The sequence below is a fragment of the Spirillospora sp. NPDC048824 genome (assembly GCF_043198455.1).
In the GTDB taxonomy this organism is placed as follows: Bacteria; Actinomycetota; Actinomycetes; order Streptosporangiales; family Streptosporangiaceae; genus Spirillospora.
This window is the reverse complement of sequence record NZ_JBICUS010000016.1, coordinates 166,352-187,287: the sequence shown is the minus strand read 5'-3', so window position 1 is coordinate 187,287 and position 20,936 is coordinate 166,352. Positions and strand designations below refer to the sequence as shown.

The following is a 20,936-nucleotide window of genomic DNA, read 5'->3' as shown; positions in this document are numbered from 1 at the left end:
AACGCATAGGCTGGGCCCATGGTGGATCCCGGCACAGTCGTCAACGTCATCAAACAGGCCCGCGACCGGCGGACGGCTCCGCTGATCCTCGAACTGGACCTCACCGAGGGCATCGTGGAGACCGCGCCGTCCGACCCCATCTCGGCGATCATGTCCATGCGCCGAACGCACCTGCGCGACGTCCTGGACGGGCTGCGCCGCGCCCGCTCCGACAGCCGGGTGCGCGCCCTCGTCGTGAAGGTGAGCGGCGGCATCGGTCTGGCGCTCGTCCAGGAGCTGCGCGAGGCGGTGCAGGCACTGCGCGACGCGGGCAAGCTCACCGTCGCGTGGGCGGAGACCTACGGGGAGAGCGGCCGCGGCACCGTGCCGTACTACCTGGCCACCGGGTTCGACAAGGTCTACCTGCAGCCCACCGGCGAGGTCGGCCTGGTCGGCATGGCGCTCGAAGAGCCGTTCTTCGCGGGCGCCCTGGAGAAGGCGGGCGTGGAACCCAGGTTCGCCAAGCGCCACGAGTACAAGACCATGGCGAACACGTTCATGGAGAAGACCTACACGCCCGAGCACGAGGAGTCGTCGCAACGCCTCGTCGCCTCGATCGGCGAGCAGATCACCGCCGCCGTCGCCGCCGCCCGCGGCCTGTCCGAGGACAGGGTCAGGGAGCTGACCGACCGCGGCCCCTTCCTCGCCGGCGAGGCGCTGGAGGAGAACCTCGTCGACCGCCTCGGCTACCGCGACGAGGTCTACGCCGACCTGCGCGAGGAGTTCGGCGAGGACGCGCAGCTCCGCTATGTCGCCCGCTACAACCGCGCGCACGGCCTCGCGGCCATGCTCCCCCAGCCCGGCCGGCAGGACGCCGTCGCGCTGATCAACGGGCACGGCCCGATCCGGCTCGGCCGCAGCGGCCGCGGCGGCCCGCTCCCGGCCTCCGGCCCCGCGATGGGCTCGGACACGATCGGCGCCGCGTTCCGCGCCGCCGTGAAGGACGACACGGTCAAGGCGATCGTCTTCCGGGTCAACAGCCCGGGCGGTTCCGCCGTCGCGTCCGACGCGATCTGGCGGGAGGTGGTCCTGGCCGGCCGCGCCGGCAAGCCCGTGATCGTGTCGATGGGCAACGTCGCCGCGTCGGGCGGCTACTACGTCGCGGCGGCCGCGGACACGATCGTCGCGCAGCCCGGCACCATCACCGGCTCGATCGGCGTCGTCACCGGCAAGGCCGTGGTGAACGGCCTCCTGGACCGCATCGGCATCACCCTCGGCAGCGTCGCGAACGGCGACCACGCCCGCATGTCGAGCGCCACGAAGGACTTCAGCGAATCCGAGTGGGAACGCGTCAACGCCTCCCTCGACCAGATCTACGACGATTTCACCTCGCGGGTCGCCGAGGGCCGCGGCCTCTCCCGCGAACGCGTCCACGAACTGGCCCGCGGCCGCGTCTGGACGGGCGCCGACGCCAAGGAGCACGGCCTCGTCGACGAGCTGGGCGGCATCGACCGGGCCCTCGGCGTGGCCCGCAAGAAGGCCGGTCTCGCCGCCGACGCCCCGGTCCGCGTCTACCCGCACAGCTCTCCGCTGGAGCGGCTGCGCCCGCCGGAGTCCAGCGAGGACCGCGCCGCCGCCTCGGCCCGCTTCGACGCCTGGGGTTCGCTCGGCGGCGTCGCCGCCCGCCTGGGCCTGCCCGCCGCCGGCCCGCTGTCCCTCCCCGGCATCTGGGAGATCCGCTGACCGCCCCCACCGACTTCGTCGAGGCCGTCGCGGGCTTCGCGACGGGCGTCGTCGTCCTGACCGTCCGCGACGGCCGCGACGACCTCGGCACGACGGTGACGTCGTTCATGTCGGTGTCCCTGGACCCGCCGCTGGTGCTGGCGAGCGTGGCGACGTCCTCCTACCTGGCGGAGGTCCTGAACCGGCAGAGCCGCTGGGCGGCGACCGTCCTGTCCGCGCGCCAGCGCGCCCTGGCCGGCCGTTTCGCCGCCGAGGGCCGCCCGAGCGCCCGCATCCTCCTTGCGAGCGAACCGCACCACCGGGGCGGCCTCTCGGACGCCCTCATCCCCGAAACCGGGCAATCCGCCCTGGAATGCGAAACCCGCCAGACGGTCGAAGCCGGAGACCACACCCTTTTCGTCGCCGAAGTCCTCTCAACGGACTACATAGCCCGCGACCACAAACCCCTGATCAGAGTCAACCGCCGTTATCTGGAGGACGGGTCAAGTGCCGGACGGCGGTGATCGCTCAACCTGACCACCCTGTGGCACTGCCCGCCTGACCGTCACACCCGGCGGCCGGCCTTCCAGACGGCGGCCGTCTGGGGAACGCCGGGGCGGTAGGCGAGGTGGATGTGTGACGGGGCGTCCAGGACATGGACGTCGGCGCGGGCGCCCGGGGTGAGGTGCCCGACGTCGGTGCGGCGCAGGGCGCGGGCGCCGCCCGCCGTGGCGGACCAGACGGCCTCGGCGGGGGTCATGCGCATGTCGCGGACGGCGACGGCGATGCAGAAGGCCATGCTGGAGCTGTAGCAGGAGCCGGGGTTGCAGTCGGTGGCGAGGCCGACGGTGGCTCCCGCGTCCAGGAGGCGGCGGGCGTCCGGGTAGGGCTGGCGGGTGGAGAACTCGACGCCCGGCAGGAGGGTCGCCACGGTCCGGGAGGACGCCAGGGCGTCCACGTCGGCGTCGCTGAGGAACGTGCAGTGGTCGGCGGACGCGGCGTCCATCTCGACGGCGAGTTGCACGGCGGGGCCCTGGGTGAGCTGGTTCGCGTGCAGGCGGGGGCGCAGGCCCGCTTTGACCCCGGCTTGGAGGACCTCGCGCGCCTGGTCGGCGTCGAAGGCGCCTTGTTCGCAGAAGACGTCCACCCAGCGGGCATGGGGGGCGCAGGCCGAGAGCATATCGGTGGCGGCGAGGTGCGTGTAGGCGGCGGCGTCGCCGTCGAATTCGGGCGGGACGATGTGGGCGCCCAGGTAGGTGACCTCGTCGGCCAGTTCGGCGGCGATGCGGACGGCGCGTTCCTCCTGGTCGACGGTGAGGCCGTAGCCCGACTTGCACTCGACGGTGGTGGTGCCCTGCCGCGCCATCTCGGTGATCAGGCGGCGGACGTTGGCGCGGAGGTCGTCGTCGGACGCGGCGCGGGTGCGTTCGACGGTCGTCCGGATGCCGCCCGCGGCGTATTTGCGGCCGCTCATCCGGGCGGCGAACTCCTCGGCGCGTTCACCGGCGAAGACGAGGTGGGCGTGGGAGTCGACGAAGCCGGGCAGGACGGCCCGGCCGGCGGCGTCGAAGGACGCGTCGGCGGCGGGGGCGTCCGTGGACGGGCCCGTCCACGCGACGCTGCCGTCCTCGATCACCAGGGCGGCGTCGCGGACGATGCCCAGTCCGCCGAGGGCGGGGTCGTTGGTGACCAGTTCCCCGATGTTCGCGATGACGGTGCTGCCGGTGCTCACCTGGGCAGGATCTCACGCCGCGACCCGCAGCCAGACGTCGGCGGACCCGGTGCCGCACGCGCGAGCGGCCGGGCGTGCGGCTGGGCGGCGCCGGTCATGCGTCGTCGGGGGCCGTGGCGGCGGCGACGGTCTCGGCCAGGGCGGCGGGAACGTCGTCGATCAGGAGGTGGCGGCCGTCGTGGACGATCTGCCGGCCGGAGACGACCACGTGCCGGACGTCGGCGGCGGTGGCGGCGAACACGGCGGCCTCGGCGGTGTGGCCGGGTCCGGCTCCGGCCGTCCGCACCGAGTCGAGCGCCACGGTGACGAGGTCGGCGTACGCGCCGGGCTCCAGCCGTCCCGCCTCCGGCCAGCCGAGCCCGTAGTGGCCGTTGGACGTAGCGGCGGCGAGGAGTTCCCCCGCCGTCCAGTGGCCGCGGACGCGGGTGCGGAGCCGCTCGTCCAGCTCGACCGCGCGGGCCTCTTCGAACAGGTCGATGACGGCGTGCTGGTCGGAGCCCAGGCAGATCGGCGAGCCGGCGTCGGCGAGGTCGCGGGCGCGGCCGATCCCGTCGGCGAGGTCCCGTTCGGTGGTCGGGCACATGCACACGCCGGTCATGGTCGCCCCGAGCAGGCCGATGTCGTCGTCGGTGAGGTGCGTCGCGTGGACGGCCGTGGTCAGCGCGCCCAGCGCCCCCGACTCGGCCAGGAGGCGGGTGGGCGTCATGTCGTAGGCGCCGAGGCACGCCTCGTTCTCGGCGGGCTGCTCCGACAGGTGGACGTGCAGGGGCGCGCGGTGCTCCTTCGCCCAGGACGCGACGGCCCGCAACTGCTCGCGGGGCACGGCGCGGACGGAGTGGATCGCGGCCCCGACGCGGGCGTGGAGCCGTCCCGCCTTGTCCGTCTCCTCGTGCAGGCTTTCGACCCGGCGCATCCAGTTGCCCGCGGTTCCGTCGCCGAAGCGCAGCTGCGGCCCCTTGAGGGGACGGCCGATGCCGCCGGTGAGGTAGCAGGCGTCCAGGAGGGTGATCCTGATGCCCGCGTCGGACGCGGCGGCGATCAGCGCTTCGCCCATCGCGTTCGGCTCGTCGTAGGGGGTGCCGCCGGGGCCGTGGTGCAGGTAGTGGAACTCGCCGACGCAGCTGATCCCGGCGAGGGCCATCTCGGCGTAGACGGCGGTGGCGAGGGCGCGGTAGGAGTCCGGGTCGAGACGGTCGGCGACCTTGTACATCTGCTCGCGCCACGTCCAGAACGTCCCGGAATGGACTTGGGCGCGGGAGCGGAGGGCGCGGTGGAAGGCGTGGGAGTGCGCGTCGGCGAGGCCCGGCAGGGTCAGGCCGGGCAGGCGCTGTGCGTCGTGCGGGGCGGGGACGCCGGCGGCGACGCGGGTGATCCGCTCGCCGTCGGCCTCGATGAGCACGTCGGACGCCACACCGTCCCCGAGCCAGGCGAACTGGGCATGCCACTGCATATCCGGAGTCCTACCCGCACGCCAGGTCGTCCAGTACCGCGGTCAGGGCCTCCACTCCGGCCAGGCAGTCGGCCGGTTCCGCGAACTCCTCGGGGGCGTGCGAGACCCCGGTCGGGTTGCGGACGAACAGCATCGCCGTCGGCAGCCGGGCCGACAGGACGCCCGCGTCGTGGCCCGCGCCGGTCGGCAGGACGGGGACGCCGCCGAGCGTCCCGCCGATGCGGTCGCGCAAGGCCAGGTTGAAGTCGACGATCTCGGTGTAGGACTCCTCGGCGAGGTCGACGCTCACTCTGTGCGGGCGCGCGGCGATCCGCGCGGCCTCGTCGATCTCCGTGACCGTCCGCCGGACCGCCTCGTCCGCCGGACCGCGGGCGTCCAGCCAGGCCGTGACGGACGAGGCGATCGCGTTCACCCCGCCCGGAACGACCCGGACCTTCCCCACGGTCGCGACGGTCCCGTTCCGCTCGGCCGCCTCCCGCGCGGCGATCACCATGCCCGCGAACGGCAGCATCGGGTCGCGCCGGTCGCGCAGCCCCGTCGTTCCGGCGTGGTTGCCCTCGCCGCAGAAGTCGAACCGCCACCGGCCGTGCGGGACGATCGCGCTCGCCACCCCGACCGGTTCCCGAAGCGCCCGGCCCTGCTCGACGTGGAGTTCGACGTAGCAGGCGATCCGCCCGAGGAGGCCGTCGTCCGGGCCGATCGCGTCCGGGTCGAACCCGGCGTTGTGCATGACCTCGGCGAACGTGCGGCCGCCGGCGTCGCTCAGGGCGCGGGCCCGCGCCGGGTCGATCGCCCCGGACAGCAGCCGCGACCCGAGGCACGCCACCCCGAACCGAGCGCCCTCCTCCTCGGCGAACGCCCCGATCCCGATCGGCCGCCTCGGTTCACGTCCCCGGTCGCGGAGCAGATCGACGGCCGCGAACGCCGACACGATGCCGAGCGGCCCGTCGAACGCCCCGCCGCCGGGCACCGAGTCGAGGTGGCTCCCGGTCAGGACGGCGTCGCCGCGCGAACCGTCCCCGGGCCGCCACCAGGCGAACATGTTCCCGTTGGGGTCGTGCTCGACGTCCAGGTCGCGGCGCCGCGCCTCGTCCAGGAACCAGGCACGGCACTCCAGCTCGGCAGGCGTCCACGCGAACCGGTGGTAGCCGCCGGTCGCCTCGTCCCGCCCGATGGGCAGCAGCGCCGCCCACATCTCCTCGAACCCCATACCCTCCCTCTCCCCGGACCGCGTTCACCTGCGGCGTGTCAGCGCATCGGGATGCGGACGCCGCGGTCGGCGGCGACCTCGGCGGCGCGGTCGTAGCCGGCGTCGGCGTGCCGCATGACGCCGGTGCCGGGGTCGTTGGTCAGGACGCGCTGGAGCTTCTCGGCGGCGAGGGCCGTCCCGTCCGCGACGCAGACCTGGCCCGCGTGGATGGAGCGGCCGATGCCGACGCCTCCGCCGTGGTGGATGGACACCCACGTCGCGCCGGACGAGGTGTTCAGCATCGCGTTCAGCAGCGGCCAGTCGGCGATCGCGTCCGAACCGTCCGCCATGCCCTCGGTCTCCCGGTACGGGCTGGCGACGGACCCGCAGTCGAGGTGGTCGCGGCCGAGGACGATCGGCGCGCTGATCTCACCGCGCGCCACGAGGTCGTTGAACACCTCCCCGGCCCGGTCGCGCTCGCCGTAGCCCAGCCAGCAGATCCGGGACGGCAGGCCCTGGAAGTGCACCCGCTCCCCCGCCATCCTGATCCACCGGGCCAGCGGCTCGTTGTCCGGGAACAGGTCGAGGATCGCCCGGTCGGTGCGGGCGATGTCGCGCGGGTCGCCGGACAGCGCCGCCCACCGGAACGGGCCCTTGCCCTCGCAGAACAGCGGCCGGATGTAGGCGGGGACGAACCCGGGGAAGTCGAACGCCCGCGCGTACCCGGCGAGCTGCGCCTCGCCCCGGATGGAGTTGCCGTAGTCGAAGACCTCGGCGCCCGCGTCCTGGAAGCCGACCATCGCCTCGACGTGCGCGGCCATCGACGCGCGGGCCTTCTCGATGAACGCGGCCGGGTCCTTGTCGCGCTCGGCGGCCATGTCCTCGAACGCGACGCCGCGCGGCAGGTAGGCGAGCGGGTCGTGGGCGCTGGTCTGGTCGGTGACGACGTCGATCGGCGCGCCGCGGCGCAGCAGTTCGGGGACGACGTCGGCGGCGTTCCCGAGCAGCGCGATCGACAGCGGCCGGCGGGCCGCCTTCGCCTCCTCCGCGAGCCGCAGCGCCTCGTCCAGCGAGCCGGCGCGGACGTCGCAGTACCGGTGCTCGACGCGCCGCTCGATGCGGGACGGGTCGCACTCGACGCAGATCGCGACGCCGCCGTTCATCGTCACGGCGAGGGGCTGCGCGCCGCCCATCCCGCCGAGCCCGGCGGTCAGCGTGATCGTCCCCGCGAGGGTGCCGCCGAAGCGCTTCTCGGCGACGGCGGCGAACGTCTCGTAGGTGCCCTGGAGGATGCCCTGGGTGCCGATGTAGATCCACGACCCGGCGGTCATCTGGCCGAACATCGTCAGGCCGAGCGACTCCAGGCGGCGGAACTCCTCCCACGTCGCCCACTGCGGGACGAGGTTGGAGTTCGCGATCAGCACCCGGGGCGCCCACTCGTGCGTCCGGAAGACGCCCACCGGTTTGCCGGACTGGACGAGCAGCGTCTCGTCCCCCTCCAGGTCGGTCAGCGAGCGGACGATGCCGTCGAAGGCGTCCCAGCTGCGGGCCGCCTTCCCCGAGCCGCCGTAGACGACCAGCTCGTCGGGGTGCTCGGCGACCTCCGGGTCGAGGTTGTTCTGGATCATGCGGAGGGCGGCCTCCTGCGGCCAGCCCTTGGCGGTGAGGTCGGTGCCGCGCGGCGCGCGGACGGGACGGGGACCGGACATCTGCGGACTCCTTAGGAGAGGGGGCCGGTGACGGCCTCGGCGGCGGCGACCAGCGAGCCGTCCCGGACCAGCTCGGTCGCGGCGGCGATCTCGGGCGCGAGGTAGCGGTCCGGGCCGGGCGGCGGGACGGCCTCCCGCAGCCGCGCGACGACGGCGCCGGTCGCCGGGCCGGGCCGCAGCGGGGTGCGCAGGTCCAGCGCCCGCGCGGCGGTGAGGATCTCGATGGCGATCACCTGCGCCAGCCCGTCGACCGACCGGCGCAGCTTGCGGGCCGCGTTCCAGCCCATCGACACGTGGTCCTCCTGCATGGCCGAGCTCGGGATGGAGTCGGCACTGGCCGGGGCGGCGCGGCGCTTCAGGTCCGACACGATCGCGGCCTGCGTGTACTGGGCGATCATGTGGCCGGAGTCGACGCCGGGGTCGTCGGCGAGGAACGCGGGCAGCCCGCCCGAGCGGCCCTTGTCGAGCATCCGGTCGGTGCGCCGCTCCGACATCGACGCGACGTCGGCGGCGGGCACCGCGAGGAAGTCCAGCACGTACGCGACGGGCGCGCCGTGGAAGTTGCCGTTGGACTCGACCCGGCCGTCCGGCAGCACCACCGGGTTGTCGATGGCGGACGCCAGCTCCCGTCCCGCGACGAGTTCGGCGTGCGCCAGCGTGTCCCTGGCGGCACCGTTCACCTGGGGTGCGCAGCGCAGCGAGTACGCGTCCTGGACGCGGGTGCAGTCGGGCCCGCGGTGCGACTCCATGATCTCCGAGGCGCCCAGCAGCGCCCGCAGGTTCGCCGCCGACGCGGCCTGGCCCGGGTGGGGGCGCAGCTCCTGCAGGTCGGCGGCGAAGACCCGGTCGGTGCCGAGCAGCGCCTCGACCGTCATCGCGGCGGCGACGTCGGCGGCCGTGAGGAGCCGGCGCAGGTCGTGGACGGCCATGACGAGCATGCCGAGCATCCCGTCCGTGCCGTTCAGGAGGGCGAGCCCCTCCTTGGCGCCGAGCTCGACCGGTGCGATCCCGGCCTCCGCCAGCGCGTCCGCCGCGGGCTTCAGCTCGCCGGCGGCGTCCCGGACCGACCCTTCGCCGATCAGCGCCAGCGCCACGTGCGCGAGCGGGGCGAGGTCCCCGGAGCAGCCGAGGCTGCCGTGCTCGAAGACCTGGGGCGTGATGCCGGCGTTGAGCAGCGCGGCGAGCGTCCGCGCCGTCGCCGGCTGCACCCCGGTCCGTCCCGTGGCGAGCGTGCGCAGCCGGAGCAGCATCAGCGCCCGGACGACCTCCCGCTCCACCTCCGGACCCGACCCGGCCGCGTGCGACCGGACAATGTTGAGCTGCAGCTGCGCCCGCAGCTCCGGGGCGATGTGCCGGGTGGCGAGCGCCCCGAAACCCGTCGAGACCCCGTAGACCGGGGTCGGGCGGGCGGCCAGCTCCTCGACATGGGCCCGCGACTCGCCGATGAGCTTCAGCGCCGCGTCCGTCAGCGAGACCGCCGCGCCGCCGCGCGCCACCGCCACCACCTGCTCGAACGCCAGCGCCTCGGGGCCGACCTCGATGATCTCGTCCGCCATGTCGATGCTCATACCCACCATTGGAGCGTCCCCGGCGCCGCGGCGGGAGGGGTGGCGACCGGCGACTGTCTCAGATACGAGACTATTGCGGGATAATGGGGCCATGAGCCAGGTTCCGGCCGCCCGCCGCGCCCTGGCGGTGCTGCGCCTGCTGGCCGCGGCGCCCGGCCCGCTCCCCGCCTCGGCGATCGCGCGCTCCCTCGGGCTGCCCCGGTCCAGTACGTACCACCTCCTGGCGGCCATGGCCGAGGACGGCTTCGTCACCGCCATCCCGGAGGAGCGCCGCTGGGGCCTGGGCGTCGCCGCCTTCGAGATCGGGTCCGCCTACCTGCGGCACGAGCCGCTGGAGCGCCTGGCCCGCCCGCTGCTCCGCCGCCTGGTGGACCGCGTGGGCGAGATCGTCCAGCTGGGCGTCCTGCACGGCGCCGAGACGCTCTACCTGCTCAAGGAGCAGCCGCCCGGCCACGCCACGCTGCTCACCGACGTGGGCGTCCGCATGCCCGCCCACCTCACGGCGAGCGGCCGCTCGATGCTCGCCCACCTGCCCGCGGCGCAGGTCCGCGCCCTCTTCCCCGGCCGGTTCGTCGACCGCACCGGGCTGGGGCCCGCGTCCCTGCGCGAACTGCGCCGCGTCCTCGCCGAGGACGCGCGCCGGGGATGGGCGGTGGAGGACGGCCACATCACCGAGGGCTTCGCGAGCATCGCCGCCTGCGCCTTCGACCACACGGCCCACCCCACGGCGGCGATCACCGTGACGTTCCGCCGCGAGGCCCACCCGCCCGGGACATGGCCCGCCCTGGCGGGTCCGGTCCGCGACACGGCCACCGCCCTGACGACGCGCCTGACCGGCCGGGCGCCGGGCTGAGCCGGTCCCGGAGGGTCAGAGGCCGTATCGGGAGAGGACGTCGCGCTTGCCGCCGGCGAGGAACTTCCGCGTCATCCGGCCGCTGGTGAGCCACTTGATGGCGGCGCCGTTCTTCTTGCTGGCCAGCATCCGGTCGACCAGGTAGGGCGCGACGTCGTCGACGTGGTCGCACAGGATGTTGAGGATCTTCCGCTGGTCCCGCACCTGCTCCGGTGCCGCCGCGGCCTCCCGGAGCCAGCCCTCGGTGATGAGCATCCCGGGGCTGACCTGCCCGACCCGGACGTCCGTCCCGTCGACCTCCTTGACCAGCGCGCGGGTGAACGAGTCGAGGCCGCGCTTGGTGGCCGAGTACACGCCCATCCCCGGGCGGATCCGGCCGTCGCTGCCGCCGCCCAGGATGTTGAAGACCTGGCCGCCCTTCCCGCTCATGCCGCGCACGGCGACCTGGGAGCCGTACACGGTGCCGAGCATGTTCGTGGTCACCATCGTCCGGACGTCGGCGGCGGGCGTCTCCGCGATCGGGCGGGTGGTGTTGGCGACACCGGCGTTGTTGATCCAGAGGTCGACGCCGCCGAGCGCCTCCACGGCGGCGTCCCACAGCTTCTCGACCTGCGCGGGGTCGGTGACGTCCACGGCGACTCCGTGGACGGCGGCCTCCCCGGCGGCCTCGGGCGCGAGCCGCTCGACGGCGTCGTCCACCGCCGCCCGGGTGCGTCCCGAGACGACCACTCCGTGGCCGCGGCGCAGCAGCTCGCGCGCGAGCGCGAACCCGATCCCCTTGGTGCTTCCGGTGACGACTGCCTTCCGCATGGCCACTCCCGGGGTAAGCCGGGCCTTACGCCCGGACGGCGTTGATCGTACGCACGCCGCGAGCCCCCGCCACAGGCCCAATCCCGCACAGCCGCAGGCTTGATCCTGCACAGCCGCAGGCTTGATCCGGCCTGCCGCCGTCACGCGTCCGCGGGAGGACGCAACCCGTCGAGCAGGGCCTGGACGATCGGGTCGAGGTAGGCGGCGTCGCCGTCGATCCCGCCGATGGCGACGATCATGTCGAGGATCTGCTCCAGGGCGAGGTCGCGGCGGACCTCCCCGGCCTCCTGGGCGGCGGCGAGGAGCCCGCCCCCGGCCGCGAGCACCCTGGCGCGGTTCCGGCCGAACACGGGGTTGTCGCCGTCGATGTGGGTGAGCAGCTCGGCGGCGATGGGCCGCTTGCCCGCCGTGAAGACGAGGAAGCGCTGCAGCCAGGCCGTGAACACCGCGCCGGGCGTCTCCCCCTCGGCCGTCCCGGCGGCCGCGCAGACGGCGTCGACCTCGTCCTGGTAGAGGGCCTCCAGGAGCTCCCGCCGGCTGGCGAAGTTGCGGTAGAGCGTGGCCATGCCGACCCCCGCGCGCCGGGAGATCTCGGCCATGGAGATGTCGTGGTCGGAGCGGGCGAACGCCTCCCGGGCCACCGCGAGGATCTTCTCGCGGTTGCGCCGGGCATCGGCACGCCGCGTGGGAGGGCTCGCTGCGCCGGCTGGGCACTGACTGGATCGACCTGTTCCAGATCCACCGCCTCGACCCGGCCGTCGACGTGGACGAGACCCTCGGCGTGCTGTCCGACCTCGTGCACGCCGGGAAGATCCGGATGTTCGGCACCTCGACGGCCGCCGCCTCCGAGATCGTCGAGGCGCAGTGGACCGCGGAGCGGCGGGGCCGCGAACGCGTCCGCACCGAGCAGCCGCCGTACAGCATCCTGGCCCGCGCCGCCGAGTACGACGTGCTGCCGACCTGCCTGCGGCACGGCATGGGCGTGCTGACCTACAGCCCGCTCGCCGGCGGCTGGCTGACCGGCAGGTACCGCAAGGGCCGGGACGTCGAGCCGCCGGGTTCGGTCGCGCGCCGGGAGGGCTTCGCCGCCGTGTACGACGCGACGTCGCGGGCCAACGCGGCCAAGCTCGACGCCGCCGAGGCCCTCGCGGTGCTCGCCGAGGAGGCCGGGCTGTCGCTCGTGCAGCTGGCGCTCGCGTTCGTCACCCGCCACCCGGCGGTCACGTCCGCGATCGTCGGCCCCCGCACGATGGAGCACCTCGACTCGTACCTGGCGGCCGCCGGCGTCGAGCTCTCCGAAGACGTCCTCGACCGCATCGACGAGATCGTGCCGCCCGGCCACACCGTCAACATCGCCGACAACATGTGGAACACGAGCACGAGGGCCCTGGAACCCGCGTCCCGCCGCCGCTGAGCGGCCCCCTGCCGGCCACGCCGCCCCGGCACGCTGCTCTCAGCGGATCTGCCGCAGGCGGATAGGGCGTGAACCACCGCCGGCCCCGCCGCATAGTCGAGGCATGAGCGAGGAACAGAAGATCCCGTTGTTCAACGAACGAGCGCGGCGCGAGCTGTACCAGCAGCGCGTCCTCGTGCTCGACGGCGGACTCGACGACGACAACGGCACCCTGCTTGCCACCCAGCTGATCACCTTGGCGCGGGAGGACGCGTCCACCGACATCGCGCTGTGGATCCACTCCCACGGCGGGTCGGTGCCGTCGATGCTCGCGATCCGCGACGTGATGCGGCTCGTCCCCTGCGACGTCTCCACACTGGTGCTCGGCGTCGCCTACAGCGCGGGCCAGTTCCTGCTGTCGTCGGGGACCCGCGGCAAGCGCCGCGCGATGCCGCACGCCCGCGTGCTGATGCACCAGGGCTCCGCCGGCATCGCCGGCGCGGCCGTCGACATCGAACTGCAGGCCAACGACCTGCGCCACACCCGCGACACCGTCCTCGGGCTCATCGCCGAGGACACCGGGCAGCCGCTGGAGCGCGTCTTCGAGGACTCGCTGCACGACCGCTGGTTCACCGCGCGGGAGGCGCTCGACTACGGGTTCATCGACTCGATCGTCACCTCGCTGGACGAGGTCGTGCCCGACGCCCGCCGGCGCGTCGGGCTCGGCGTCCCCGCGGAAGGAGCCGCCCGGTGAGCAGCTACACGATCCCCAACGTGATCGCGCAGCACCCCCGCGGTGAGCGGATCATGGACGTCTACTCCCACCTGCTCACCGAGCGGATCATCTACCTCGGCACCGCCATCGACGCGGGCGTGGCCAACGCCCTCGTCGCGCAGCTGCTGCACCTGGAGTCCGACAGCCCGGACACCGACATCCAGCTCTACATCAACTGCGAGGGCGGGGACCCGAGCGCGATGCTCGCGGTGTACGACACGCTGCGCTTCATCCGGTCGCCGGTGGCGACGACGTGCGTGGGGCAGGCGGTCGCCGTCGGCGCGGTGCTCCTCGCGGCGGGCGCCCCCGGCAAGCGCGCCGCGCTCCCCCACACCCGCGTGGTGCTGCACCAGCCGATGGGGCAGAGCCGCGGCGCGATCCCGGACCTGATCCTGCAGGCGGACGAGGTCGTCCGCGTCCGCGCGGACATCGAGGAGATCCTGTCCCGGCACACCGGGCAGGACACCGCGACCCTGCGCGCCGACACCGACCGGGACCGGGTCTTCACCGCGCACGCGGCGCTGGACTACGGCCTCATCGACCATGTCCTCGAGGAGCGGCAGCCGCTCCCCGCGTAGGCACGCCGCCGGGGCGTACCGTCACGCGGCCAGCGCGTAGGCGGTCGGCCCGGCCGGCGCGCTGACCGGGGCGCTGACCGGGGCGCCGACCGGGGCGCCGACCGGGGCGCCGAGGAGGGTCGTCGCGACGGCGAGGGTCAGGTCGGCGAGCGTCACGTCGAGGGCGCCGGCGACCGCGGCGATCATCTCGCTCGACGGCTCCTTGACCCCGCGCTCCATCTCGGAGAGGTACTGCGGGGAGACCCCGGCCCGGCGGGCGGTCTCGACCAGGATCTCGCCGCGCTCGGTGCGCAGGCGCCGCAGGCATTCGCCGAGCGCCTCGCGCCACAGCGGCTCCTGGCCGGGCCCGCCCGGCTCGGGCGGCGTGTCGTCGGCGGGCGGGAACGGTCGGACGATCTCAGCCATGCCTCATCGTAAATCGGCCGTCCCGCGATGTCCCGGCCATTCCGCCCACCGCAGAACGGCCGCCTCCTAGGGCGCCTCGCCGGCGCGCCGGGCGGCACGGTCCCGCGCGTTCTCATGGGCCTCGCGCAGCAGGGCGACCACGGTCGGCCCGGTCCTCTCGCCCGGGACGACGACGGCGATCCAGCCGAGCGCCCCGTAGACGGGGTGCGGGAGGATCACGTCGGCGGCGCCGAAGTCCCGCGGCGCCGGTTCGCGGCCCGGCTCCGCACCGGTGAGCTCGGTGTACCGGGCGCGGCCGACGTGGACGTTGACCCGCCACCGTCCCGCCGGGCCGAGGCCGGACAGGGCGTCGCCGGGGTAGTCCTTGGTCACGATGGTGGCGTAGGGCTGCGCCCGGACCGGGACCGTGCCGTCGGGGGCGTAGTAGAAGAAGTGATCCCCCCACGCGATCTCGGGGCCTCCATCGCCTTCCGTGGGCGCGAGTTCGTGGACGCCGACGAACGCACGGATCGTCTCCAGCAGTTCCTCCATACTCATGCTTGAAGTGTGAGGTTGAAGTGCTGACGGAGGGTTTGCGGTGGGCGAAGGGCTCGGCACGGCCGCGCTTTCGGCGGCCTCGGGGTACTCCGCGCAGCAGATCCGCGACCTTGAGGCACTGGGCGTCATCCCGCGGGCGCCCCGGGCGGCGAACGGGTACCGGCGGTTCTCCCGGCGCCACGTGCGGGACCTGCGCGCGTACCGCGAACTCGCCACCGCCGTGGGGCCGGTCCGCGCCCGCCACGCCATGCGCGAGATCCGCGCGCTGCCGCCCGGCGAGGCGGCCGCCCTGGTGAGCTCGTTCCACATCGCCCTGAACCGCGAGCGGGACGACGCGCTCGCCGCGCGGGAGGCGCTGGAGATGATCCGCGCGGAGGCGGCGGCCGACGCGGCACCGGCCGCCGGGGACTCGATGACGATCACCGAGCTGGCCGAGGCCCTCGGCGTCCGCGCCTCGGCGCTCCGGTTCTGGGAGAAGGCGGGCCTCGTCCGGCCGGAGCGGGTGGCGGCCCGGGCCGGCTCCGCCCGCCGCTACCCGCTCCCGGCGATCCGCGAAGCCCGGATCACCGCGGTGCTGAGGGCGGCGGGCTACCGCGTCCCCGACGTCCAGCGGACGATGGCCGCCGTCCGCCGCGTGCACGACCTGGACGACCCGCTCCGCACCCTGGACGCCCGCGTAGAAGCGATCACCCACCGCACACGAGCCCTGTTGAGGGCCGGCACCGACCTGGCCGAGATCATCACCGACTCCGCAACCGGTGGCATCGACTGAAGGCGGTCCGACCGTCGACCTTGGTCGGTCGGGATTCGTCCTCGGGCTCTCGTGGGTGCGGTCGCGGAAACGCGACACTCCACTTGGAGAGCGAGGAGGAGCGCGGAAGTGAGCAAGTCATCCGAGGAGCACGACCGGCCCGCGGTGCTGCGGGAGCCCGCCTGGAGTACGGCGGCCGTGTACGTCGTCGCCGCGTTGCTGGGGGCGGCCGCCGGCTGGCTCCTCGGTCTCCTGGCGGAGTGGCTGGTGTCGCTGCCCTACGCGCCGATGAAGGGTCCCGCCCGGCTGGTCGACATGATCCCCGGCGTGGTGCTGCCCGTCCTGGGTGCCCTGGCGGGGCTCGTGGTGGGACTCATCGCCCAGTACGAGCAGCTGGTGATCCGCCTGTACAAGGACCATGTCGTGCTCACCCGCAAGGGGCACGAGCAGCGGCTCTCCCGCGAGGACATCGCCATCATCTGCCGGGACGGCGGCAAGCTGGTCGTGCTCGGCACCGACGGCGGCGAACTCGCCCGCGTCGAGAGCGGGCTGGACTTCGGCCGAGTCGCCGCGACGGTCGCCGAGCACGGCTACCGGTGGGCGGACGCCGATCCGTACGCGCACGAGTTCCGCCTCTGGGTCCCCGACCTTCCCGGCCTGTCCGAAGGGGCGAACGCCCTCCTCAAGGCCCGCCAGAACTCACTGGAAGACGACAACGAGGACGACGCGCGGCTGCTCCGCGAGGAACTGGCGCACCTCGGCGTCGTGGTGAAGGAGGAGAAGCGCCGCCAGTACGTCCGAACCCTGGGACAGGTGCCGGTGAGGAAGGACGAGAGACCCGAGCAATAGGCCACGCGTCAGGCCGGGAAGGTGGCGCGAACGGTGCGGGCCTCTGGCGTGCCGGTCCAGGACCAGGTGGCTGCGAGGGCGTCCACCGTGAGGAGTCCACGACCGCCCTCCGCGAGCTCGGCCAGGTTGCGGAGGCGGGGCTCCCCCGGCCCGCCCTGGTCGGTGACGTAGACGATGACGCCTGCCACGTCCATGCTGATGTCCACGGTGAACCGGCCGCCGGGGCGACCCGAGGCGGTGTGCCGGATCGCGTTGACGGCCAACTCGTCCAGGACGAGGAGGACGTCGTCCAGCGCCGGGAAGTCGGCCAGCAGGTGAGCGGCGAACGCCCGGACGAACCGGGCCTGTTCCGGCTTTCCCCGGAACTCGCGCCGCCAGTACATCGGCGCCTCCGGCTTTGCGGGGGCGGAAACGGCGAGGAGCATTGATCACCTCTCGGGGACGACGTGTTCTTCGGCCGTTCCATCTTCAGTAACCGAGCGACCACAGGACGGAAAAGCAGCAGCACAGCGGCCCGCCTGAGGCTTCGGCACGCCTTCAGGGCGAACGCGCACGCCCGTTTACGTAAACGAACGGAACGTTCGAGCGGAAGACCTTCGATGACACGCTCGGCGATCACGTGATAACACAGAGTCGACAACGCTGATCCCCCGGTCAGCGCCCCCGCCTGAGCACGGAGGTCTCCGGTGACCAGCCCGTTCGTCCGCCGGCGCCGCCTCGCCGCCGAACTGCGCACCCTCCGCGAGCAGAACGGAATTACGGCCGACGAACTGGCCCGCCGCATCTACCGCTCCCGCATGACGGTGTCCAAACTGGAGAACGCCCGCTGCCGCCCCGACGTCCGCGACATCGTGAAGATCATGAAGGTCCTCGGCGTCACCGGCGAGAGGTTCGACGCCATCTTCGAGATCGCCTGCGACGCCGCCGACCGCGGCTGGTGGGACGCCTACGGCGACGCCATGGGCGCCCGCCAGCGCATGTACGCCGACCTCGAATCCGGCGCCGCGACCATCCGCGAGTACAACCAGTTCACCATCCCCGGAGTCCTCCAGACACCCGACTTCATCCAGTTCATGATCGAGATGGCCGAGGCGGAGGGAGAGCGCGGCTTCGTCGCCGACCGCCTCATCGAGGCTCGGCTCCGGCGTCGGGCGCATGTGCTCGGTGCTGGAGGTCCGCGCTATGAGGTCATCCTGGACGAAGTCGTCGTGCGCCGCCCGACGGCACAGCCGCAGATCATGCTCGCCCAGCTTCGATCGCTGATCGAAACCGCTGCCCGCCACCCGTACGTCACGGTGCTCATGCTGCCCGTCGCGGCTGATTTCACCGGCCGCCTGCTGCCCAAGTCGGCCTTCTTCCTCTTCGACTTCAAGGATTCAGTCGATCCACTTATCGCAGTGGTTGACACGGTTAGCACGGACATCGTGCACACCCGAGCCAGAGGAGGTGATGCGATATAACCAACGGTACGAGTATCTTCGGCAGGCTGCGCTCTCGGGTACCGCAAGCCTCAGCTTGCTGGAAGACGCGGCCGACGGCCTTGAGAAAAGGATCGATCCCTCCCCATGACCCCTCAGTACGGCACTTGGCGCAAGTCCCGGATCAGCGAAGCCAACGGCGCCTGCCTTGAAGTCGCCGTTTCTGACCACGGGACCATCGGCGTACGGGACAGCAGGCAAGGCGACTCGAGTCCCGTCTTGGACTTCTCACCCCGCGAGTGGGGTGCCTTCATGCAGGCCCTCCGCTCCGCGAGGCTGTAGCGAGCAGCTCGGCCGGGCCTCATCCGCCGTACCGTTCGCACCAGTACCGGATCTTGGGGCGGAGACGTATCGCATGAACATGTGGTTCACATCGGACTCACAGGGAGTGAGCGGCGTCGAAGAGGGCCGACTGACCCGGGACGTCTCGGCAGCCGCGACGACACCGTCGTCGTGCAAGTCCTGACGGACGGCGAACGCCAGGGTGATCACAACAATCGCCGCGAACACCGCGCCGCAAGCCACGATCACGGGTATACGAACTAGGTCCATGCATATTCGTCCATGCATATTCCGTCCCCGGAGGTGTGCAGCACAGCAATATAGCGCTGACCTGCCCGAAGCGGGTTTCGCGTGCGGTCGGCGGGTGGGCGGGGGCAATACCCGGCGAGAGGCCATCAGGTGCCACGAGCACCACGTCGACCGCGGGGTCTACAGATCATCACCCGCCGACCGACCGGGCTCCCATCGGGATGGCTTGATGTCCATGGGGGGCTATGGGGGCATCTGCCCCGGTCAGGGGCCGGCTGCCTGGCGTCGGCCGCGGGTCGGGTTGGGGTGGAGCCGACGGGGCCGGGGCCGGACTCGATGCTTCGTGGTGGGGTTCCACAGGTCGGTGGCGGGCGTCGGCGGCGACGGGGGCGTATCGCTCGGCGGCCGGATGCGGTAGGTGTAGCGTCCGTCGCCGTCCTTGGCGATGTGGACGTGCTCGGGGTTGGTGGCCTTGAAACGGTTGTGGAACCCGCAGGTGAGGGCCAGTTCGTCGATGTCGGTGCGGCCGTTGCCCATGGCCCAGCCGTTGACGTGGTCGACTTCGCAGAGCGGACCGGGGACCTCACAGCCCTGGACCGCGCAGCTCGGGTTGAGGGCTTCCAGTACCTGGCGTTGAGCCGGGGTGGCGAAGCGGACGCGGCGCCCGAGGTAGAGGGGGATGTGGCCGCGCCCCAGAAGAAGTGGCGCCACCCCGGCGTTCAGGGCGATCCGGCGGGCCTGCTCGGCGGGGATCGGGGTGCCGTCGGTGAGGCGGGCGGGCGCGGTGCCGCCGGTCAGGGTGTCCAGATCGCAGATGACGGTGACCTTGGTGGCCTTGTGGCCCCCGGCGAGCACGTTCGTCAGAGCTGCCGCCGTCCGCTCTGACAGGTCGCGCTGGTCCTCGGTCCCGGCCGGTTTGGCGAGGGGCGCAAGGGTCCCGTCCCAGACGGCGGCGTCTTCGGCGTTCAACCAGCCCTTGACGTAGCGGCCACCGTCCAGTGAGCGGGTGGAGTCGATCCAGGACAGCTCGTAGCCGCGCCGACTGTCGGGATCGGGCTTCTCCGTGCCGTCGCGTTCGGCGATCAGATCGGTGATCCGGCTGCCGAAGGCGGCGACCTTTCCAGCGGAGAAGCCCTGCCCGGCCAGGTCGAGGAGGATGTCCTGGGCGGTGGCACAGTCGTCATCGTCCAGTCGCGTGACGGCGGAGGCGATGGTGGCGGCGTACCCGTAGGAGATGTCGCCGCGGGCGAGTCGCCTGGCGACCTCGCCGATTCGGTGACGTTGCCGGGCCAGGTTGATGCGCTCCTTGGCGCGGGCCTCGCGCATGCCGAGGCGGGAACGCAGCCAACTGCGGACGGACGGGTACCCCCAGCGGCGCATCTCCCCCGCCGCATCGACTCGGGCGATCAGCGTGGCGAGGGCGCTTTCGTGCAGGTCGTTGGCACGAGCCAGGGTTTCGGTGGCCCGCATGCATACGGCCGCAGAGTCGGGCGCATCACGTTGAGCGAGTTCGGCCGCGATCGTCGCCGCCGCGTCCACCAACTCACTGGTGGACATCGAGGCCACATCGATTTCAGTCGAACACATGACTCAATCATATCGAACAATTACAACGAGTGACGCCACATCAAGGTGAAAATAATTAGACCTTCAAGATAGTCCGAAAGCCAGAATACCGAGCAGAATTCGGCACCCGCTTGAGCGCCCGCGAAGCCACATGCCATGATCGAAACGCACTCGCCACTTCCTTCCTGAAGCATCCACCTCGACCGACCACCTCGACCCGGCGGACCGGTTACCGCTCCCACTGGCAGCAGATTTGTCGCAAAGTGACCACAACCCGCACAGTCCGAACCGAGCGCAACATGGGAACCTCACTTCAGAACCCTGCACAAAACTCAACACAGTCGCCTACCACCGACCGGCGAGCCCAGCCGAAGTGACGTCAACCGACAGCAACCCGCACCATTGCGCACCCAACTTGCCAGGGGCCACCTCAGCCAGGCACCCACCGCAACCACACCATTCCGATAAAAGATCGCCGCAACCCCAAAGGGCCACAGAACCACCGCTGGCACCGCGCCGAAATCCCGAATCTCGGGAGTGTCCAGAATCTGGGAGCGAGGCGGCTCTCACTTCAGGGCCGGGCCGGGCTGGCGAGCATCAGGCACACAGGCCGGCGAGACCAGGGCGACAGAGACGACCCCAGCCACACCTGGTTCCTCCGCCTGGTTCCGCGCTGCATCCTGCGCGGGCGGGGTGTGCAGGTCGGCGGAGGCGGGGCCGGCCATCGCCAGGCCCGCCGCGGCGGCGGCAGCTCCGGCCGGTGCGAGCATCCGCTGCCTTGTCAGGGCCGTCGGCTTCTTTCCATTCATACCGGTGCTTCCTTTCCCGCTGAGGTGGAGCATCGGCTGCACCATCCACTGACACGGCGAGTCAAGCATCGGCCCGCTTCGGGTTTACTTCTTGGCGGCTTCATGACCGTTCACCGGCCCGGAGCGCCGGGACGGGAAGCGCGATCTATGGCGGTAGGGCGGGGATTGCTGTGGGTGGTCTTGATCGATTCGGTTCGGGCGGGGATGTTCGAAGGGTGTGGGGTCTCGGTCCGGGTTCCGCGGCGGGAGTGT

Annotated in this window: 20 protein-coding genes and 1 pseudogene; 10 read left to right on the top strand and 11 right to left on the bottom strand. The window is 72.4% G+C overall.

Annotated elements, in window-relative coordinates; translation table 11 throughout:
• Nucleotides 1–18 precede the first annotated feature (18 nt).
• On the top strand, nt 19–1,722 hold the full coding sequence (gene sppA / locus ACGFIS_RS28895; protein ID WP_392901395.1) for a signal peptide peptidase SppA: 1,704 nt from the start codon (nt 19–21) through the stop codon (nt 1,720–1,722).
• Entirely contained in the window at nt 1,635–2,225 is a 591-nt protein-coding gene (locus tag ACGFIS_RS28890) for a flavin reductase family protein (protein ID WP_392901461.1), read from the top strand. Before sppA ends, ACGFIS_RS28890 begins: the two co-directional genes overlap by 88 nt.
• A 41-nt stretch (nt 2,226–2,266) precedes the next feature.
• Here the strand turns inward: ACGFIS_RS28890 and hutI are convergent, their stop codons facing one another.
• The 5 genes from hutI to hutH form a co-directional block, all read right to left on the bottom strand.
• Nucleotides 2,267–3,433 (bottom strand): imidazolonepropionase, encoded by a 1,167-nt coding sequence (gene hutI, locus ACGFIS_RS28885; protein WP_392901392.1) that lies wholly within the window; start codon nt 3,431–3,433, stop codon nt 2,267–2,269.
• Nucleotides 3,434–3,527: 94 nt separating this feature from the next.
• Entirely contained in the window at nt 3,528–4,883 is a 1,356-nt protein-coding gene (locus tag ACGFIS_RS28880; protein ID WP_392901390.1) for a formimidoylglutamate deiminase, read from the bottom strand.
• Nucleotides 4,884–4,893: 10 nt separating this feature from the next.
• Entirely contained in the window at nt 4,894–6,093 is a 1,200-nt protein-coding gene (locus ACGFIS_RS28875; protein WP_392901389.1) for an allantoate amidohydrolase, read from the bottom strand.
• A 38-nt stretch (nt 6,094–6,131) separates the two neighbouring features.
• Nucleotides 6,132–7,781: a urocanate hydratase gene (gene hutU / locus ACGFIS_RS28870; protein WP_392901387.1), complete on the bottom strand. Its 1,650-nt coding sequence runs from the start codon at nt 7,779–7,781 to the stop codon at nt 6,132–6,134.
• Between the two features lie 11 nt (nt 7,782–7,792).
• Nucleotides 7,793–9,337, bottom strand: coding sequence for a histidine ammonia-lyase (gene hutH, locus ACGFIS_RS28865; RefSeq protein ID WP_392901459.1), 1,545 nt, complete (start codon nt 9,335–9,337; stop codon nt 7,793–7,795).
• 103 nt (nt 9,338–9,440) lie between these two features.
• Between hutH and ACGFIS_RS28860 the strand changes: the two genes are divergently transcribed.
• Nucleotides 9,441–10,202: an IclR family transcriptional regulator gene (locus tag ACGFIS_RS28860; protein WP_184887233.1), complete on the top strand. Its 762-nt coding sequence runs from the start codon at nt 9,441–9,443 to the stop codon at nt 10,200–10,202.
• A gap of 15 nt (nt 10,203–10,217) precedes the next feature.
• On the opposite strand, the gene ACGFIS_RS28855 is transcribed toward ACGFIS_RS28860, so the two are convergent.
• Together ACGFIS_RS28855 and ACGFIS_RS28850 are read right to left on the bottom strand one after the other, a co-directional pair.
• On the bottom strand, nt 10,218–11,012 hold the full coding sequence (locus tag ACGFIS_RS28855; protein WP_392901385.1) for an SDR family oxidoreductase: 795 nt from the start codon (nt 11,010–11,012) through the stop codon (nt 10,218–10,220).
• A gap of 140 nt (nt 11,013–11,152) precedes the next feature.
• On the bottom strand, nt 11,153–11,653 hold the full coding sequence (locus ACGFIS_RS28850) for a TetR/AcrR family transcriptional regulator (protein WP_392901383.1): 501 nt from the start codon (nt 11,651–11,653) through the stop codon (nt 11,153–11,155).
• A 23-nt stretch (nt 11,654–11,676) separates the two neighbouring features.
• Between ACGFIS_RS28850 and ACGFIS_RS28845 the strand changes: the two are divergent.
• From ACGFIS_RS28845 to ACGFIS_RS28835, 3 genes and pseudogenes are all read left to right on the top strand, one after another.
• Nucleotides 11,677–12,426, top strand: a pseudogene (locus ACGFIS_RS28845) (aldo/keto reductase); the annotation flags it as partial.
• Nucleotides 12,427–12,529: 103 nt separating this feature from the next.
• Nucleotides 12,530–13,159: a ClpP family protease gene (locus tag ACGFIS_RS28840; protein ID WP_184887241.1), complete on the top strand. Its 630-nt coding sequence runs from the start codon at nt 12,530–12,532 to the stop codon at nt 13,157–13,159.
• Nucleotides 13,156–13,758 (top strand): ClpP family protease, encoded by a 603-nt coding sequence (locus ACGFIS_RS28835; protein WP_184887243.1) that lies wholly within the window; start codon nt 13,156–13,158, stop codon nt 13,756–13,758. Before ACGFIS_RS28840 ends, ACGFIS_RS28835 begins: the two co-directional genes overlap by 4 nt.
• A 21-nt stretch (nt 13,759–13,779) precedes the next feature.
• On the opposite strand, the gene ACGFIS_RS28830 is transcribed toward ACGFIS_RS28835, so the two are convergent.
• Together ACGFIS_RS28830 and ACGFIS_RS28825 are read right to left on the bottom strand one after the other, a co-directional pair.
• Nucleotides 13,780–14,163, bottom strand: coding sequence for a helix-turn-helix domain-containing protein (locus ACGFIS_RS28830; RefSeq protein ID WP_184887245.1), 384 nt, complete (start codon nt 14,161–14,163; stop codon nt 13,780–13,782).
• A gap of 66 nt (nt 14,164–14,229) precedes the next feature.
• Nucleotides 14,230–14,700 (bottom strand): DUF6194 family protein, encoded by a 471-nt coding sequence (locus ACGFIS_RS28825; RefSeq protein ID WP_308428021.1) that lies wholly within the window; start codon nt 14,698–14,700, stop codon nt 14,230–14,232.
• Nucleotides 14,701–14,740: 40 nt separating this feature from the next.
• On the opposite strand from ACGFIS_RS28825, the gene ACGFIS_RS28820 reads away from it, so the two are divergent.
• Together ACGFIS_RS28820 and ACGFIS_RS28815 are read left to right on the top strand one after the other, a co-directional pair.
• Nucleotides 14,741–15,472: a MerR family transcriptional regulator gene (locus ACGFIS_RS28820; protein ID WP_184887247.1), complete on the top strand. Its 732-nt coding sequence runs from the start codon at nt 14,741–14,743 to the stop codon at nt 15,470–15,472.
• Between the two features lie 108 nt (nt 15,473–15,580).
• Nucleotides 15,581–16,300: a hypothetical protein gene (locus ACGFIS_RS28815; protein WP_392901379.1), complete on the top strand. Its 720-nt coding sequence runs from the start codon at nt 15,581–15,583 to the stop codon at nt 16,298–16,300.
• Between the two features lie 8 nt (nt 16,301–16,308).
• On the opposite strand, the gene ACGFIS_RS28810 is transcribed toward ACGFIS_RS28815, so the two are convergent.
• Entirely contained in the window at nt 16,309–16,725 is a 417-nt protein-coding gene (locus tag ACGFIS_RS28810) for an ATP-binding protein (protein ID WP_392901377.1), read from the bottom strand.
• A gap of 261 nt (nt 16,726–16,986) precedes the next feature.
• Between ACGFIS_RS28810 and ACGFIS_RS28805 the strand changes: the two genes are divergently transcribed.
• Nucleotides 16,987–17,760 (top strand): helix-turn-helix domain-containing protein, encoded by a 774-nt coding sequence (locus ACGFIS_RS28805; RefSeq protein ID WP_392901375.1) that lies wholly within the window; start codon nt 16,987–16,989, stop codon nt 17,758–17,760.
• Nucleotides 17,761–17,865: 105 nt separating this feature from the next.
• Nucleotides 17,866–18,060: a DUF397 domain-containing protein gene (locus tag ACGFIS_RS28800; RefSeq protein WP_392901373.1), complete on the top strand. Its 195-nt coding sequence runs from the start codon at nt 17,866–17,868 to the stop codon at nt 18,058–18,060.
• 513 nt (nt 18,061–18,573) lie between these two features.
• Here ACGFIS_RS28800 and ACGFIS_RS28795 read toward each other — a convergent pair.
• Nucleotides 18,574–19,896: a DUF222 domain-containing protein gene (locus ACGFIS_RS28795; protein ID WP_392901371.1), complete on the bottom strand. Its 1,323-nt coding sequence runs from the start codon at nt 19,894–19,896 to the stop codon at nt 18,574–18,576.
• Nucleotides 19,897–20,936: the final 1,040 nt, after the last annotated feature.